17 protein-coding genes are annotated in these 15,799 nt (G+C 67.5%); 7 read left to right on the top strand and 10 right to left on the bottom strand.

What is annotated here, in order from left to right; translation table 11 throughout:
• Positions 1-8: 8 nt before the first annotated feature.
• Entirely contained in the window at positions 9-1,262 is a 1,254-nt protein-coding gene (locus tag LXM94_RS21430; RefSeq protein WP_235773514.1) for an aminopeptidase, read from the bottom strand.
• A 196-nt stretch (positions 1,263-1,458) separates the two neighbouring features.
• Here LXM94_RS21430 and LXM94_RS21425 point away from each other — a divergent pair, with 196 nt between their 5' ends.
• Positions 1,459-1,914 carry a MarR family winged helix-turn-helix transcriptional regulator gene (locus LXM94_RS21425; RefSeq protein ID WP_235773513.1) on the top strand — a complete coding sequence of 152 codons (456 nt, stop codon included), beginning with the start codon at positions 1,459-1,461 and terminating at the stop codon, positions 1,912-1,914.
• Between the two features lie 42 nt (positions 1,915-1,956).
• Here LXM94_RS21425 and ybaK read toward each other — a convergent pair whose 3' ends face one another.
• The 5 genes from ybaK to LXM94_RS21400 all read right to left on the bottom strand — a co-directional run bounded on the left by ybaK (position 1,957) and on the right by LXM94_RS21400 (position 7,512).
• Positions 1,957-2,391, bottom strand: a complete 435-nt coding sequence (ybaK, locus tag LXM94_RS21420) for a Cys-tRNA(Pro) deacylase (RefSeq protein ID WP_235773512.1) — start codon at positions 2,389-2,391, stop codon at positions 1,957-1,959.
• 90 nt (positions 2,392-2,481) lie between these two features.
• On the bottom strand, positions 2,482-3,018 hold the full coding sequence (locus LXM94_RS21415; RefSeq protein ID WP_235773511.1) for a sarcosine oxidase subunit gamma: 537 nt from the start codon (positions 3,016-3,018) through the stop codon (positions 2,482-2,484).
• Positions 3,011-5,974 (bottom strand): sarcosine oxidase subunit alpha family protein, encoded by a 2,964-nt coding sequence (locus LXM94_RS21410; protein WP_235773510.1) that lies wholly within the window; start codon positions 5,972-5,974, stop codon positions 3,011-3,013. The genes LXM94_RS21415 and LXM94_RS21410 overlap by 8 nt, the downstream gene beginning before the upstream one ends.
• On the bottom strand, positions 5,971-6,249 hold the full coding sequence (locus tag LXM94_RS21405; RefSeq protein WP_235773509.1) for a sarcosine oxidase subunit delta: 279 nt from the start codon (positions 6,247-6,249) through the stop codon (positions 5,971-5,973). The genes LXM94_RS21410 and LXM94_RS21405 overlap by 4 nt, the downstream gene beginning before the upstream one ends.
• 12 nt (positions 6,250-6,261) lie before the next feature.
• Positions 6,262-7,512 (bottom strand): sarcosine oxidase subunit beta family protein, encoded by a 1,251-nt coding sequence (locus tag LXM94_RS21400; RefSeq protein WP_235773508.1) that lies wholly within the window; start codon positions 7,510-7,512, stop codon positions 6,262-6,264.
• 89 nt (positions 7,513-7,601) lie between these two features.
• Between LXM94_RS21400 and LXM94_RS21395 the strand changes: the two genes are divergently transcribed.
• Positions 7,602-8,558 carry a GlxA family transcriptional regulator gene (locus tag LXM94_RS21395; RefSeq protein ID WP_235773507.1) on the top strand — a complete coding sequence of 319 codons (957 nt, stop codon included), beginning with the start codon at positions 7,602-7,604 and terminating at the stop codon, positions 8,556-8,558.
• Between the two features lie 81 nt (positions 8,559-8,639).
• Positions 8,640-9,314, top strand: a complete 675-nt coding sequence (locus LXM94_RS21390; RefSeq protein ID WP_408015676.1) for a helix-turn-helix domain-containing protein — start codon at positions 8,640-8,642, stop codon at positions 9,312-9,314.
• Positions 9,315-9,385: 71 nt separating this feature from the next.
• Here the strand turns inward: LXM94_RS21390 and LXM94_RS21385 are convergent, their stop codons facing one another.
• From LXM94_RS21385 to LXM94_RS21375, 3 genes are read right to left on the bottom strand one after another with little or no spacing between them, the layout of a single operon-like run.
• Positions 9,386-9,649, bottom strand: a complete 264-nt coding sequence (locus LXM94_RS21385; protein WP_408015675.1) for a type II toxin-antitoxin system Phd/YefM family antitoxin — start codon at positions 9,647-9,649, stop codon at positions 9,386-9,388.
• The gene (locus LXM94_RS21380; RefSeq protein ID WP_235773506.1) at positions 9,646-10,050 is read right to left on the bottom strand and encodes a type II toxin-antitoxin system VapC family toxin; all 405 of its coding nucleotides are present in this window, start codon (positions 10,048-10,050) and stop codon (positions 9,646-9,648) included. Before LXM94_RS21380 ends, LXM94_RS21385 begins: the two co-directional genes overlap by 4 nt.
• Entirely contained in the window at positions 10,044-10,259 is a 216-nt protein-coding gene (locus LXM94_RS21375) for a ribbon-helix-helix domain-containing protein (RefSeq protein WP_235773505.1), read from the bottom strand. Before LXM94_RS21375 ends, LXM94_RS21380 begins: the two co-directional genes overlap by 7 nt.
• Before the next feature lie 153 nt (positions 10,260-10,412).
• On the opposite strand from LXM94_RS21375, the gene LXM94_RS21370 reads away from it, so the two are divergent.
• The 4 genes from LXM94_RS21370 to glnT all read left to right on the top strand — a co-directional run bounded on the left by LXM94_RS21370 (position 10,413) and on the right by glnT (position 14,772).
• Positions 10,413-11,318 carry a class II glutamine amidotransferase gene (locus tag LXM94_RS21370; RefSeq protein WP_235773504.1) on the top strand — a complete coding sequence of 302 codons (906 nt, stop codon included), beginning with the start codon at positions 10,413-10,415 and terminating at the stop codon, positions 11,316-11,318.
• A gap of 34 nt (positions 11,319-11,352) precedes the next feature.
• Positions 11,353-12,039, top strand: a complete 687-nt coding sequence (locus tag LXM94_RS21365; protein ID WP_235773503.1) for a GXGXG domain-containing protein — start codon at positions 11,353-11,355, stop codon at positions 12,037-12,039.
• A 9-nt stretch (positions 12,040-12,048) separates the two neighbouring features.
• On the top strand, positions 12,049-13,377 hold the full coding sequence (locus LXM94_RS21360) for an FMN-binding glutamate synthase family protein (RefSeq protein WP_235773502.1): 1,329 nt from the start codon (positions 12,049-12,051) through the stop codon (positions 13,375-13,377).
• 87 nt (positions 13,378-13,464) lie between these two features.
• Positions 13,465-14,772 carry a type III glutamate--ammonia ligase gene (gene glnT, locus LXM94_RS21355; protein WP_235773501.1) on the top strand — a complete coding sequence of 436 codons (1,308 nt, stop codon included), beginning with the start codon at positions 13,465-13,467 and terminating at the stop codon, positions 14,770-14,772.
• An 81-nt stretch (positions 14,773-14,853) separates the two neighbouring features.
• On the opposite strand, the gene LXM94_RS21350 is transcribed toward glnT, so the two are convergent.
• A partial coding sequence (locus LXM94_RS21350) for a xanthine dehydrogenase family protein molybdopterin-binding subunit (RefSeq protein ID WP_235773500.1) occupies positions 14,854-15,799 on the bottom strand: 946 nt, incomplete at its 5' end.

Below are 15,799 nucleotides of genomic sequence, written 5' to 3'. Positions count from 1 at the left end.
GTTCCCGATCACGCCCACTCGCCGCCACGCATGACGGGGACGCGTTCCCCGTCCGGCTTGACACCGTCGATGTCCACCCTGTCCGAACCGATCATCCAGTCGATATGAATGAGGCTCGCATTGCCGCCCTGCGCGGCGATCTGGTCCTGCGTCAGTGTCGCGCCGTCGAGGAAGCACTTGGAATAGCACTGGCCGAGCGCGATGTGGCAGGCGGCGTTCTCGTCGAACAGCGTGTTGTAGAACAACAGGCCGCTCGCCGAGATCGGCGAGGAATGCGGCACCAGCGCCACCTCGCCGAGGCGGCGGGCGCCCTCGTCGGTGTCGAGCACCTTGTTGAGCACCGCCTCGCCCTTCGACGCCTTTGCCTCGACGATGCGGCCGGCCTCGAAGCGGACCCGGATGTCGTCGATCAATGTGCCCTGGTGCGACAGCGGCTTGGTGGAGGAGACATGGCCCTCGACGCGGCGCGCATGCGGCGTCGTGAAGACCTCCTCGGTCGGGATGTTCGGATTGCAGGTGATGCCGTTCTTCGCCGTCGAGGCGCCGCCGTGCCATTCGTGGCCGTCGGCAAGGCCGACCGTCAGATCGGTGCCGGGCCCGGTGAAGCGAAGGGCGGCGAAGCGCTGCCCGTTGAGCCAGGCCGACCGCTTCGCGAGATTGGCATTGTGTGCCTCCCAGGCCGCAACCGGATCGGCGACGTCGACCCGCGAGGCGGCGAAGATCGCATCGGCGAGCCTGGCGACCGCCACCTCCTCCGGGTCGTCCGGGAACATCTGCTTCGCCCAGGACGGGTTGGGATAGGAGACGATGTTCCAGTTGATGTCGAAATTGGCGATCTTCTCGAGCGCCGGCTTGTAGGCGGTGGAATTCGCCTTGTTGGCCCGTGCGACCCTGCCCGGATCCTCGCCGGACAGCAGCATGGGATTGTCGCCGGCGATCGCGAGCCGCGCCGCGCCGTTCGCATAGGCCTTCGCCATGCCCTCGTAGAGCCAGTCCGAGGCGCGGTCGAAACTTTCGTCCGGCGCGTGGCGATAGCGGGCGAGCGTCGCCTCCTCGTCGGAATAGAAGGCCGTGACGAGGCCGGCGCCGGCCATATAGGCATGTTGGGTGATGAGGCGCGCGAGCGGCAGGGCGGCAACCGGCGCCGTCATCACGAGGTCCTGGCCGCGCTGAAGCTGAAGGCCGATCCTGACGGCGACTTCCGCCAGCTTGTCGAGTTTCGCCGGATCGACGGCGGACGGGGAATTGGCCGGATAGGACATGATACGCCTGCTCTTCTCAAATCGGATGGAACAGACTTAGAGCGCTTTGCGCAAGAAATGAAGCGCCAACCGGCCGGCCTCTTCACGGTCGCGCCGCCGGCAGGGACACAGGCCGCCGGGGGCACCGGCGAGGCGGCCTTTGCCGCTGCCTCTAAATCCGTTTGCAAATTCCGTCGATATGGATGTGAATGCGTGCATGCCGCACCGATCGCAGGATCATCCGCCGCTGCCCTCGCATCAGGCCGTCGAAGCCTGGTTCCGGTTGATGCGTGCGCAGAGGAGCGTGCTTTCGGCGATCGACGCCGACCTGCTGGCGGCGGGCCAGCCGCCGCTTGCCGTGTATGACATTCTCTACGTGCTGTCCCAGGCCCACGAGGGTTCGCTCGACCCGGCGGAGATCGGACGGCGCGCCATGCTTGCGCAGGCCGATCTCGTGCCCGTGCTCGACCGACTGGCGGACGAAGGGTTCGTGCTCCGGGACGATCCTGACGCAAAAGGCGGCGGGCTGCGGATCGCGATCGCCCCGGCGGGTCGCGAACTGCGGCTGAAGATGTGGGAGGTCTACGAGCCCTCGATCGAGCGGCACCTCGGCGCGCGGATGAGCGAGGTCGACGCCAATGTGCTGGCGACGCTGCTCGCAAAACTTCTCTGAACGTCAGGCGACCAGCGGCGCCGCGATCGCCTGCAGCACGGCCTACGCGTCCCGTGGCGAGAGCCGCACCTGCAGGCCGCGCTGCCCGCCGTTGACATAGACGGCGTCATGCGCCATCGCCTCGGCCTCGATTGCCGTCGCAACGCGCTTCTTCTGGCCGAAGGGGCTGATGCCGCCGACATGATAGCCGGTCAGCCGCTCGGCATCGGCCGGTTTCATCATCGCGGCAGACTTGCCCCGGAAGGCGCTGGCGAGTTTCTTCATCGAGACCTCGCGGTCGGACGGCACGACGACGCAGACCGGCTTGCCGTCGACCTCCGCCATCAGCGTCTTGAGGACCCGCGCCGGATGCTCGCCGATCGCGGCGGCCGCCTGCAGGCCGATGCGCTCCGCGTTCGGGTCGTAGTCATAGGCATGGACAGTGAAGGCGACGCCCGCCTTTGCGAGCGTTGCCGTGGCACGGGTGGTCCTGGACATGGTGCGTCGATCCGGTTGCGTCGGCTCCTGCCTGCCGGAAGGCGCGCGGCGCTGTCAATGCGAAAGCGAAGCCGGACACGCTATAGCCGGCTAAAGATATTCCGCCGCCATCGCCTCGAGATCCTCCCACAGGCTTTCCGCGAAGGAGCGGGTGACGACGATCTCGAAGCGGTCGTCGTCGACCTTCGTCAGGTGGACGGCGAGATGGCCGATCATCGTCATGGCCGACGCGCCGACGGGGAAGGCGTGCGGATGAAGGTCGAGCGCCGTGCCCTTGGCAAGAACGGTTCGCACCGCGCTGCCGCCGAGCGCGATACGCACCCGGCCGTGGCTCTGGTCCAGCACGTCGGCCCTGCCGTCGAGCGCGGCGGCGATCGCCTGCAGGCCGGTCGGCTCGAGCGGCCGGTCGCCGACCAGCAGCCATTGGCCGGGGCCGGCGGGACGCAGCGACGCGCCCTGCCGTTCGGCAAGCGACGCCAGCACCGTCGCCGCATCGTTCGCGGTGGGCGCGGCAAGGATCTGCACCACATGGCCCGGCACCGGTGCGGCGAGCCAGAGCGGCGAACCGGCATCGCCGACGGCCTTGCCGTCGAGCGGCGAACAAAGGATGAGCGCGGCGTCAGACATGGAGCTTTCCGTTTTCCGGATCGATGAAGCAGGGCGCGCAGAGCACGGCCGGCGTGAACTCGGCGCGCAGCGCGTTCCAGACCACGACCTCCTCGCCGTGGCGCTGCGGCCCGTGCTTGACGAGCGCCAGGCCGACCGCATGGCCGAGACCCGGCGAGAAGGCTGCGGAGGTGACGTAGCCCTGATCGTTCTCGAGCGTGGCGGCGTCGCCCTTCTTCAGGATATGCGCGCCGGCGCGGAAGCCCTCCCCGCGATCGAGCGGTTTCACGCCGACGAGCTGCGGCCGGTCGGCGGCCTGCAGACCCTCGCGGGCGAGCATGGCCTTGCCGATGAAATCCGGCTTCGTCTTCGACACCATGCGTCCGAAGCCGAGGTCGCCGGGCGTCACCGTGCCGTTGATCTCGGAATGGGTGACGTGACCCTTCTCGATGCGCATGACGCCGAGCGCCTCGACGCCATAGGCGCAGATGCCGTGCGGTCTGCCCGCCGCCATGATCGCATCCGCCACCGTCTCGCCGTAGCCGGCCGGCACGGCAAGCTCGTAGGCGAGTTCGCCCGAAAAGGAGATGCGGAACAGCCGGCCGTGGAGCGCGCCGCCGAAAAGCGAGACCGCGCGGGCGGCGAGATAGGGGAAGGCGTCGTTGTCGATGGCATCGTCGACGATCGCCTGGAGGATCGCGCGGGCCTTCGGCCCTGCGATCGCCATCTGCGCCCACTGGTCCGAGACCGAGGCGAAGCGCACGTCGAGCTCCGGCCAGAGCGCCTGGGCGCAGAATTCGAGATGTTCGAGCACGCCGGCGGCATGCGCCGTCGTCGTCGTCATCAGGTAGTGGCTTTCGCCCAGCCGGCTCGTCGTGCCGTCGTCGTCGATGAAACCGTCCTCGCGCAGCATCAGGCCGTAGCGCGCCTTGCCGACGGGGAGCTTCAGGAAGCCGTTGCAATAGACGCGGTCGAGGAAGACGGCGGCGTCCCTGCCGAAGATCTCGATCTTGCCGAGTGTCGACACGTCGCAGAGGCCGGCGGCGGACCGCACGGTCAGGACCTCGCGGTCGACGCTCTGCCGCCAGGTCGCCTCGCCCGCGCGCGGGAACCAGGAGGAGCGGTACCACAGGCCCGATTCGACGAAGACGGCGCCGTTCCTCTCCGCCCAGCCGTGCAGCGGCGAGCGGCGCACCGGCTGGAAATGCCGGCCCTTCGCGGTGCCGGCCAGCGCGCCGAAGGTGACGGGGGTATAGAAGGGCCGGAAGGTGGTGGTGCCGACTTCGGCCGGCGAGATGCCGCGGGCCTCGGCGAGAATGCCGATGGCGTTGACGTTCGACAGCTTGCCCTGGTCGGTCGCCATGCCGCTCGTCGTATAGCGCTTCGCGAGCTCGACATGGCCGTAGCCTTCGCGGACGGCGAGGCCGAGATCCTTCACATGCACGTCGTTCTGGAAATCGACGAAGGCCTTGCCCTTCGGTGCCTTGACCGCCCAGAGCGGCTTCGCCGCCCCGTCGCCGGGCGCGCCCTCGACGGCACCGAACTCTGCCGGCCGGCCCGGCAGGCCGAGCGACAGCACGGCCTCGGCAGCCAGCCGCGCGCCGTCCGAAAGGCAATCGGCAAGCCCGCCCCTGCCCGCAGCCGCGCCGGCGGGCGCGAGCCCCCGGAGATCGGCGGGTGCCAGGAAGGCGGCCTGCGCCTCGTCCCAGACGGGTTTTCCGCCGCGATGGCAGGCGAGGTGGATAACCGGCGAAAAGCCGCCGGACATGCCGAGCGCATCCGCCTCGATCGTCTCCTCCCGCCCGTCGCGCACCACCGTGACCGCGTTGAGCGCGCGGCCCCCCTTCGTGTCGCGGACGACGGCGCCGGCGATCTGCCGTGCCCGGCCGCTCCAGGAGACGGCCGGTGCCGGGCGGCTGTCGACGATCGCAGCGACCTCGACGCCGCGCGCCTCCAGGTCGGCGGCGACGGCATAGGCGCTGTCATTGGTGGTGAACAGCGCGACGCGGCGCCCGGCCGCGACCGCGTAGCGGTTGAGATAGGTCCGCAGGGCGCCCGCCATCATGACGCCCGGCCTGTCGTTGCCGCCGAAGACGAGCGGGCGCTCCTCGGCGCCGGTCGCCAGGATCGCCTGCTTCGCGACGATGCGCCAGAGCCGCTCGACGGGGCGCTTAGGATCGACGACGCCGACATGTTTCTGCACGCGCTCGACGGCACCGAAGACATTGTCGTCGTACCAGCCGAAGGCCGTGGTGCGGGGGAGGATGTCGACATTCGGCAGGCTCTCCAATTCCGCGATCACCGTCGCGGCAAAGGCCGGCGCCAGGACGCCGCCGATCGTCGCCGTTTCCGAGAGCAGGCTGCCGCCCGGACGCTCGCCCTCGTCGAGGAGGAGGACGCGGGCACCGGCCCGGCCGGCGGTGAGCGCCGCGGCAAGGCCCGCCGGGCCGGCGCCGACGACGAGCAGGTCGCAATGGGCCCAGCGCTTCTCGTAGGCGTCCGGGTCCGCCTCGTGCGTCGCACGGCCGAGGCCCGCGGCCCTGCGGATCAGCGGCTCGTAGAGCTTTTCCCAGAAGGCCGCCGGCCACATGAAGGTCTTGTAGTAGAAACCGGCGCCGAGCAGCGGCGAGAGCAAGCCGTTGACGGCGCCGATGTCGAAGCCGAGCGACGGCCAGCGGTTCTGGCTCTCGGCCGAGAGCCCGTCATAGAGCGGCTGGACGGTTGCCCGCGTGTTGGCCTCGCGCCGGCCGCCGCGGCCGATGGCAACGAGCGCGTTCGGCTCGGCCGCACCTGCGGTCAGCACGCCGCGGGGGCGATGGTACTTGAAACTGCGGCCGACGAGGCCGATGCCGTTGGCGAGCAGCGCCGAGGCCAGCGTGTCGCCGGCATGACCGGACAGCGGCCTGCCGTCGAAGGTGAAGCGAAGCGTGGCCGAGCGGTCGATGAGGCCGCCCTCGGCAAGGCGCCGGGAGGTCATGCGGCGCCTCCGGACGAAAGACCCGCCGCGTCCTGCGCACCGTAGACCTCGTGCGTCGCCGTGTCCCGCTCCACCACCAGCCAGCGCCGGCAGCCGCCGACATGCTGCCAGTGCTCGCGGTGGCGCCCGCGCTGGTTGTCGCGCGCATAGACATAGGCGAACCACGCCTCCCGCGGCGCATCGGGCGCCGGGCGCACGACGGCGGCATCGCCGCGCACCTTGAACTCTTCCTTGGGGCGCGGCCCGCAATGGGGGCACGGAATGAAGCTTGCCATCGTGTTTCCCTTCTAGTGCAGGTTCGCCTGGGCGCCCTTGCCGCCCTCGTCGAGGAGATAACCGCGCTCGAAGCGGTCGAGCCGCATCTGCCGCGCCGTCTCGTGCGGCTCATTCCTCGCGATCAGGTGCGCGAAGCAGTAGCCGGAGGCCGGCGTCGCCTTGAAGCCGCCGTAGCACCAGCCGGCATTGAGGTAGAGATTGTCGATCGGCGTGCGGTCGATGATCGGCGACCCGTCCATCGACATGTCCATGATGCCGCCCCAGGCGCGCAGCATCCGGACGCGCGACAGCGCCGGGATCATCGAGACGCCGGCCTCGGCGACATGTTCCACCATCGCCAGATTGCCGCGCTGGGCATAGGAATTGTAACCGTCGATGTCGCCGCCGAAGACCAGGCCGCCCTTGTCCGACTGCGAGATGTAGAAATGGCCGACGCCGAAGGTGACGACGCAATCGATGAAGGGCTTCAGCCCCTCCGAGACGAAGGCCTGCAGCACATGGCTCTCGATCGGCAGCGACAGGCCGGCCATCTCCGCGGTGCGGCTCGAATTGCCGGCGGTCGCCAGCGCCAGCCTGCCGCATCCGATGAAGCCGCGACTGGTCTCGACGCCGGTGACGCGGCCGTTCTCGCGGCGGATGGCTGTCACCTCGCAGTGCTGGATGATGTCGACGCCGCGGCTGTCGGCGCCGCGCGCATAGCCCCAGGCGACGGCATCATGGCGCACCGTGCCGGCGCGCCGCTGCAGAAGGCCGCCGAGCACGGGGAAGCGGGCATTGTCGAAATCGAGGAACGGCAGCATCTCGCGCAGCGCCGGCCGCTCGAGCAGCTCGGCGTCGACCCCGTGCAGCCGCATCGCGTTGCCGCGCCGCGTATAGGCGTCGCGCTGGGCGTCGGAATGGTAGAGGTTGACGATGCCGCGCTGCGACACCATGGCATTGAAGTTGAAGTCCTGCTCCAGCCCCTCCCAGAGCGTCAGCGACAGCTCGTAGAACGGATTGTTGCCGGGCAGCAGGTAGTTGGAGCGGATGATCGTCGTGTTGCGGCCGACGTTGCCGGAGCCGACATAACCCTTCTCGATAACCGCGACGTTGCGCAGCCCGAATTCCTTGGCGAGGTAGTAGGCCGTCGCCAGTCCATGCCCGCCGCCGCCGACGATGATCACGTCGTAGTGCGGCTTCGGCGCCGGCTGACGCCAGGCGGGCTGCCAGTCGCGGTTGCCTGTGAGGGCGTTCTTCAGCAGAGACAGGGCGGAATAGCGCATGCGGCCCCCATGGGAGTGATCGCCGCATCATCGGTTGGAAGTCGATCGGGCACTTGCTTGCACGAGACGAAAAATTTACAAAATAGGACATGGGAGATCGCGACGACCGGCAGGTCCAGGACATCGGCTTCATCCTGATCGACGGCTTCGCGCTGATGAGCTACGCCGCCGCGAGCGAACCGCTGCGTGCCGCCAACCTCTTGGCAGGACGCGAGATCTATCGCATGCAGGCCTTTCGCGACGGCGGCGGGGCGGCAAGAGCCTCGTCCGGCGCGCTGGTGCCCTGCGAAGGCCTGCCGCAGAAAGCGGGCGGCCTGCACACCGTCTTCGTCTGCGCGGGCGGCATGCCCGACCGCTGGCAGGCGCCGGCCGTCGAGGCGACGATCCGGCTTCTCGCGCGGCAGGGCGTGCGGATCGGCGGCATTTCCGGCGGTCCGCATATTCTCGCCGCCGCCGGCCTGCTTGCCGGCTGCCGTTTCACCATTCACTGGGAGCACGCGCCGGTCTTCGCGGAGACCTTTCCGGCGCTCGCACCGGAACGGGCGCGCTACGTGATCGACGCCGGGCGCATCACCTGTGGCGGCGGCGTCGCGCCGCTCGACATGATGCATGCGCTGATCGCCGGTCGCATGGGCGGGGATTTCGCACGCCGCGTCAGCGACTGGTACCTGCACACGGCCGTCGGCGGATCCGCGGCACCGCAGCGCGCCTCGCTCGCCGAGCGGCACGGCGTTCATCATCCGGCACTGCTCGCCGTGCTGGAGAAGATGGAGGCGACCGTCGAGACGCCGCTTGCCCGCGACGCCATGGCCCGTTTCGCCGGCATCACGCCCCGCCATCTCGACCGGCTGTTCGCCGGCAAGATGAGCTCGACCTTTCTCGCCGAATACCGCCGCATCCGGCTGGAGCACGCGCGGCGCCTGCTGCAGCAGAGCCCGCTCGCGATCGGCGAGATCGCATTGGCCTGCGGCTTCCAGAGCGCCGGACATTTCTCCACGACCTACCGCCGCCATTTCGGCCAGACCCCCAGCACCGTGCGCGGCTGATGCCGGAAGCGGTTTTCTTGCGGGTTGAGAAGATTTCACTCCGGAGATAGGCTGCCGATCGACGCAGCGCCGGAGGACGGAATGGCACGCAGGAAGGAACCGATAGCGATGGCGGCGGGCGACGGCGCAACCGTGCGGCCGAGCCTGACGCAGGACCCGCACGCGCTGCGCGAGCCGAAGGAGAACAACCTTGAAATGGCGATCGGCCACGAGGTGCGCGCCTTCCGCAAGAAGCTCGGCATCACCGTCACCGACCTCTCGGCCGCGACCGGCATTTCGCTCGGCATGCTGTCGAAGATCGAAAACGGCAACATCTCGCCGTCTCTGACGACCTTGCAGTCGCTCTCGCGCGCACTCGGCGTGCCGCTGACGGCCTTCTTCCGCCGCTTCGAGGAGCCGCGCAACGCGATGTTCGTCAAGGCCGGCGAAGGGGTGGAGATCGAGCGGCGCGGCACGCGCTCCGGCCACCAGTACAACCTGCTCGGCCATATCGACAACAACACGAGCGGGGTGGTGGTGGAACCCTATCTCATCACGCTCACCACCGATTCCGACGTCTTCCCGGCCTTCCAGCACGAGGGCATGGAATTTCTCTACATGCTGGAGGGCGAGGTGGTCTACCGCCACGGCGACCAGCTCTTCACCATGCAGCCCGGCGACAGCCTGTTCTTCGACGCCGATGCGCGCCACGGACCCGAGGTGCTGGTGACGCTGCCGGCGAAATATCTGTCGATCATCGCCTATCCGCAGGGGTGACTACGGAATGTGCAGATTGTCGTCTCATTCTGCGAAGCTACGAGATGGATACGCATCAATATCGTTCGTCATCACGAAATTTTCGCAGGAAATCGCCTGCGCTTTCCGCCGACGGCTGCATAGATGCAGTCAACGCCCGCAAGCGCTTGATGTCGATCGGCTTCTTCGGTCTTCTCCGCCGGCACCGGCACCAGCCGCGCGACGATCTTGCCGCGCCGCATGATCTCGACTGCCTCGCCCGCCTCGGCGCGTGCAACGAGTTCGCCGAGGCGGGCCTTGGCCTCAGTGAGATTGATGCGCGTCACAGCACTGCTCCTGACCTGCTTGTTGGTCATAATTTATCGATCGTCGGATCGACCGGCAAACATCCGGCGAAGACGTAGGGAATACGCACCTCGGGCCGATCCGGGGGAAAGTCCCGGCTGTTGCGTGTGACGAGAAGGGACGCGCTCGTCAGGGCGCTCGCCCAGATGACGGCATCCGGCAGTCGGATTCGATGCCTGCGCCGGAGCGTCACCGCCTCCTCGGCAACGAGGTCCGTGAGCGGCAGGACCTCGAATGTGCCGAGAAAGGCGCGGGTGCCGGCTTCGGTCTCCGGCGTGGTTCCGACCATCACCTCCATCCAGGTGACGATGCTGACGACGCGTTCCCGATAGCGAAGAATCTCGTCTCGTGCAGCGGTTATGCCGTTCAGATAGTCGACCAGGATGTTGGTGTCGAAGACCGCCTTCACCATTCGGAGCGCAGCTTTTCCTGATAGGCAAGCCCATCGCCGGCGCCACCGTCCCATAGGCCGAAGGACGGCAAGTCGTCACTCGGTGTCTTCTCTTCTATGAAGCGGTCGACGGCACGCCGGATCAGTTCGGCCCGGGAGACGCGCTGGCGGCGCGCAAGCGTGTCAAGCGCGCGAATCTGGTCGTCGTCGAATGTCACCAGTGTTCGCATGCGGGCACTCCAATGTGATAACTTACCTATATATCTAGCACCAAATGGCGTATGCGCAAAAATATTCTTTTAGAGAAATTTATATTCTTCGTGATTGAAGGTCGCCACGCTTGCTGCTAAGACACTTTGCATCGCAGCAAGGGAGCCATTCGCATGTGCGGGATCGTCGGTCTGTTTCTGAAGGACAAGGGCCTGGAGCCGAAGCTCGGCGCGATGCTGTCGGACATGCTGGTGACGATGACGGACCGGGGTCCGGATTCGGCCGGCATCGCGATCTACGGCGCACCGGAGGCTGGACGGGTGAAGATCACGGTGCAGTCGGGCAATCCCGACGCGGATTTCGCCGGGCTTGATACCGCACTTTCGGCCGTCGATCCGTCGGCCGTGATGACCGTGAAGGCGACGCATGCCGTTCTGTCCGTCGACGCCGCGAAGGCGGAGGCCGTGCGCGACTGGCTGAAGGCCGAGCGCTCCGCCGTGCGCGTCATGGGCGCCGGCGACAGCGTCGAGATCTACAAGGAAGTGGGTCTGCCGAGGGATGTCGTCGCCCGCTTCGACATCCGAGCGATGGGCGGCACACATGGCATCGGGCATACCCGCATGGCGACGGAAAGCGCCGTGACGACGCTCGGCGCGCATCCCTTCTCCACCGGTTCAGACCAGTGCCTCGTGCACAACGGCTCGCTCTCCAACCACAACAACCTGCGCCGCGACCTGAAGCGGGAGGGCATGAGCTTCGAGACCGAGAACGACAGCGAGGTCGCCGCCGCCTATCTGACGGCCGAGATGGCCAAGGGCAAGGATCTGGGTCGCGCACTGGAAGGCGCCGTTTCCGACCTCGACGGCTTCTTCACCTTCGTCGTCGGCACGAAGTCGGGATTCGGCGTGCTGCGCGACCCGATCGCCTGCAAGCCGGCCGTGATGGCCGAAACCGAGCAATACGTCGCCTTCGGCTCGGAATACCGCGCGCTCGTCAACCTGCCCGGCATCGAGACGGCCCGCGTCTGGGAGCCGGAACCCGCCACCGTCTATTTCTGGGACCGCGACAAGGCCGCGTGACGCGCCCTCCCCCCTTTCGCGCAAAGAGGACTTCATGCCCACCTACGATCTCTCCGTCATGCCGCTGCGCGCGCTGAACCAGGCGCTGCATGCGATCCCCGAAGGTTCCAACGAAACGGCCTTCGAGGTCGTCAATCCGCGCGGCAGCCACGCCGTCGCCGTCGGCATCGACAAGCCGGTCTCCGTCGATGTGCGCGGTTCGGTCGGCTACTACTGCGCCGGCATGAACGACGGCGGCACCGTGACCGTGCACGGCTCGGCCGGCCCCGGCGTCGCCGAGAACATGATGTCCGGCACCGTCGTCATCGAGGGTGACGCCTCGCAATATGCCGGCGCGACGGGCCGAGGCGGCCTGCTCGTCATCCGCGGCAACGCGGCATCCCGCTGCGGCATCTCGATGAAGGGCATCGACATCGTCGTCTGCGGCTCGATCGGCCACATGTCGGCCTTCATGGGCCAGTCCGGCCACCTGGTCGTGCTCGGCGACGCCGGCGAGGCGCTCGGCGACTCGCTCTACGAGGCAAAGCTCTTCGTGCGCGGCACGGTGAAGAGCCTCGGCGCCGACTGCGTCGAGAAGGAAATGAAGCCGAAGCACCTGAAGCTCCTAGCGGACCTTCTCGACAAGGCCGGCGTCACCGATGCGAAGCCGGAGGAGTTCAAGCGCTACGGCTCGGCCCGCACGCTCTACAATTTCAACATCGACAATGCCGATGCATATTGAGGCGACACGATGAGCTATCACAATCCCTTCACCCCGCCGCGCAAGTCCGCGACCTTCGACGACTACACGATGGCGGAAATCCGCCGCGCCGCGGCGACCGGCATCTACGACATCCGCGGCGGCGGTGCGAAGCGCAAGGTTCCGCATTTCGACGACCTGCTCTTCCTCGGCGCCTCGATCTCGCGCTATCCGCTCGAGGGCTACCGCGAGAAATGCGAGACCTCGGTGACGCTCGGCACGCGTTTCGCGAAGAAGCCGATCGAGCTCAAGATCCCGATCACCATCGCCGGCATGAGTTTCGGCGCGCTGTCCGGCCCTGCCAAGGAGGCTCTGGGCCGGGGTGCCACGATCGCCGGCACCTCGACGACCACCGGCGACGGCGGCATGACGGACGAGGAGCGCGGCCACTCGAAGACGCTCGTCTACCAGTACCTGCCGTCGCGCTACGGCATGAACCCGCGGGATCTCCGCCGCGCCGATGCGATCGAGATCGTCGTCGGCCAGGGGGCGAAGCCCGGCGGCGGCGGCATGCTGCTCGGCCAGAAGATCTCCGACCGCGTCGCCGAGATGCGCACGCTGCCGAAGGGCATCGACCAGCGCTCGGCCTGCCGCCACCCCGACTGGACCGGGCCGGACGACCTCGAGATCAAGATCCTCGAGCTGCGCGAGATCACCGACTGGGAGAAGCCGATCTACGTCAAGGTCGGCGGTGCCCGGCCCTATTATGACACGGCGCTGGCCGTGAAGTCCGGCGCCGATGTCGTGGTGCTCGACGGCATGCAGGGCGGCACGGCCGCGACGCAGGACGTCTTCATCGAGAATGTCGGCATGCCGACGCTCGCCTGCATCCGTCCCGCCGTGCAGGCGCTGCAGGACCTCGGCATGCACCGCAAGGTGCAACTCGTCATCTCCGGCGGCATCCGCTCCGGCGCGGATGTCGCGAAGGCTTTGGCGCTCGGCGCCGACGCGGTGGCGATCGGCACGGCGGCGCTCATTGCCATCGGCGACAACGACCCGCACTGGGAGGACGAATACCGCAAGCTCGGCACGACCGCCGGCGCCTATGACGACTGGCACGAGGGCAGGGACCCGGCCGGCATCACGACGCAGGACCCGGAGCTTGCAAAGCGCCTCGACCCGGAGATCGCCGGCCGCCGGCTCGCCAACTATCTCAAGGTCATGACGCTGGAAGCGCAGACCATCGCGCGCGCCTGCGGCAAGAACCACCTGCATAACCTCGAGCCGGAAGACCTCTGCGCGCTGACGATCGAGGCATCCGCCATGGCGCAGGTGCCGCTTGCCGGCACGAGCTGGGTGCCCGGCAAGGGCGGCTTCTAGCCGATTTTTTTCGACGCCGGCCTTTGGGAGGAGACCGGCGTCCTTCGCTTTTCGCAATAGTGTCCAGATAATCCAAAGGGGAACGCCGTGACACTGGATCTCTCGACCTACGCCCAGGACAAGGGCGTCAAGTATTTCATGATCAGCTACACCGATCTCTTCGGCGGCCAGCGGGCGAAGCTCGTGCCGGCGCAGGCGATCGCCGACATGCAGAAGGACGGTGCGGGTTTTGCCGGCTTCGCCACCTGGCTCGACATGACGCCCGCCCATCCCGACCTCTTCGCCATGCCGGACGCAAGCGCCGTCATCCAGCTTCCCTGGAAGCCGGAGGTCGCCTGGGTGGCGGCCGACTGCTTCATGGAGGGGAAAGCCGTGGCGCAGGCGCCGCGCAACATCCTGAAGAGGCTGATCGCGGAAGCGGCCAAGCAGGGTCTCAGGGTCAAGACCGGCGTCGAAGCGGAGTTCTTCCTGATCTCGCAGGACGGATCGGAAATCTCCGACGGCCGCGACACGGCGGAAAAGCCCTGCTACGACCAGCAGGCCGTCATGCGCCGCTACGACGTGATCGCCGAGATCTGCGACCACATGCTGGCGCTCGGCTGGAAGCCCTACCAGAACGACCACGAGGATGCGAACGGCCAGTTCGAGATGAACTGGGAGTTCGACGACGCGCTTGCAACCGCCGACAAGCATTCCTTCTTCAAGTTCATGGTGAAGTCGGTCGCCGAGAAACACGGATTGCGCGCCACCTTCATGCCGAAACCCTTCAAGGGGCTGACCGGCAACGGCTGCCATTGCCACATCTCGGTCTGGGACACGGCGGGCAGGGTCAACGCCTTTGCCGACGACGCGGCCCCCTTCGGCCTTTCGGCCAAGGGCAAGACGTTCCTCGGCGGTATCATGAAACATGCCTCGGCGCTTGCCGCGATCACCAATCCGACGGTCAATTCCTACAAGCGCATCAATGCGCCGCGCACCGTCTCGGGCGCCACCTGGGCGCCGAACACCGTCACCTGGACCGGCAACAACCGCACCCATATGGTGCGCGTGCCGGGCCCCGGCCGTTTCGAACTGCGCCTGCCCGACGGCGCGGTGAACCCTTACCTGCTGCAGGCCGTCGTCATCGCCGCCGGCTTGAGCGGCCTGAAGTCGAACGCCGATCCGGGTCCACACTACGACATCGACATGTACCAGGACGGCCACACGGTGAAGAACGCACCGAAGCTGCCCTTGAACCTGCTCGACGCGTTGCGCGACTACGATGCCGACACCGAGCTGAAGGCGGCGATGGGCACGGAATTCTCGGCGGCTTACCTGAAGCTCAAGCAGCAGGAATGGAACGCCTACGCGTCGCATTTCACCGAATGGGAGCGGGCGACGACGCTCGACATCTGACGGCCGCAGGCTGCGCTTTCCCGTGCAGGTCACAAAGGCCCGACGAAACAAGGCGTTCCGCCGGGCCGGTTTCGAAGCCGGCTAAAGGCTGACCAGGATATCCTCGATACGCACGGGGAAGCGCCGCACGCGCATGCCCGTCGCATGCCAGATGGCATTGGCAATCGCGCCGACCGTGCCGGTGATGCCGATCTCGCCGACGCCCTTGACGCCGATCGGATTGACATAGGGGTCGGTCTCCGGCACGAGGATCGCCTCGAGCGACGGCACGTCGGCATTGACCGGCACGTGATACTCGGCCAGATCGGCATTCATGATCCGGCCGGTACGGCGGTCGGTGATGGCCTCCTCGTGCAGCGCGAAGGACGTTCCCCAGATCATGCCGCCGAAATACTGGCTGCGCACGAGCCGGGGATTGATGATGCGGCCGGCGGCAAAGGCGCCGACGAGACGGGTCGTGCGAATCTGGCCGAGATCGGGATCGATCGTCACCTCGGCGAAGACCGCGCCATGCGAAAACATGGCATGGGCCTCGGCATCCGCCGGATCGCGGGCGGCTTTCGCCGTCCCAACCACCTGCGTCGCGCCCGCACGCCGGAGAATGTCCGCGTAGCTCTCGCTGCGGTTCTCGTCGTCGCGCCGGCAAAGTCGCCCGCCGCGGGCTTCCACGCCGATGTTTCCGGCACCGAAAAGCGGTGAATCCGGATCGTTCACGGCAAGCTCCGCCAGTTTGGCGAGCGCGTCCTTGCCGGCATTGTTGAGCGCCAGACCGGCACTTGCCGTATGGCCCGATCCGCCGGCGATGCCGCCGTCCGGCAGCGTCGACAGGCCGGAATGAAGCTCGACCTGGTCGGGATCGAGGCCGAGCGCTTCGGCGGCGATCTGGGCGAGCGCCGTCCAGGCGCCCTGCCCCATGTCGGCACCGGCCGTCTCCACCAATGCGGTGCCGTCCGCTCGCAGCGTTGCGCGGGCTTCGGCCGGGAAATGCGGACAGTGGAAGACGGCGGTTCCCATACCCCAGCCGACG

The organism is Rhizobium alarense (genome assembly GCF_021555155.1).
Classification (GTDB): domain Bacteria; phylum Pseudomonadota; class Alphaproteobacteria; order Rhizobiales; family Rhizobiaceae; genus Rhizobium_D; species Rhizobium_D alarense.
Note: the sequence above shows the minus strand (reverse complement) of the source record. Positions and strands in the feature narration are given on the sequence as shown.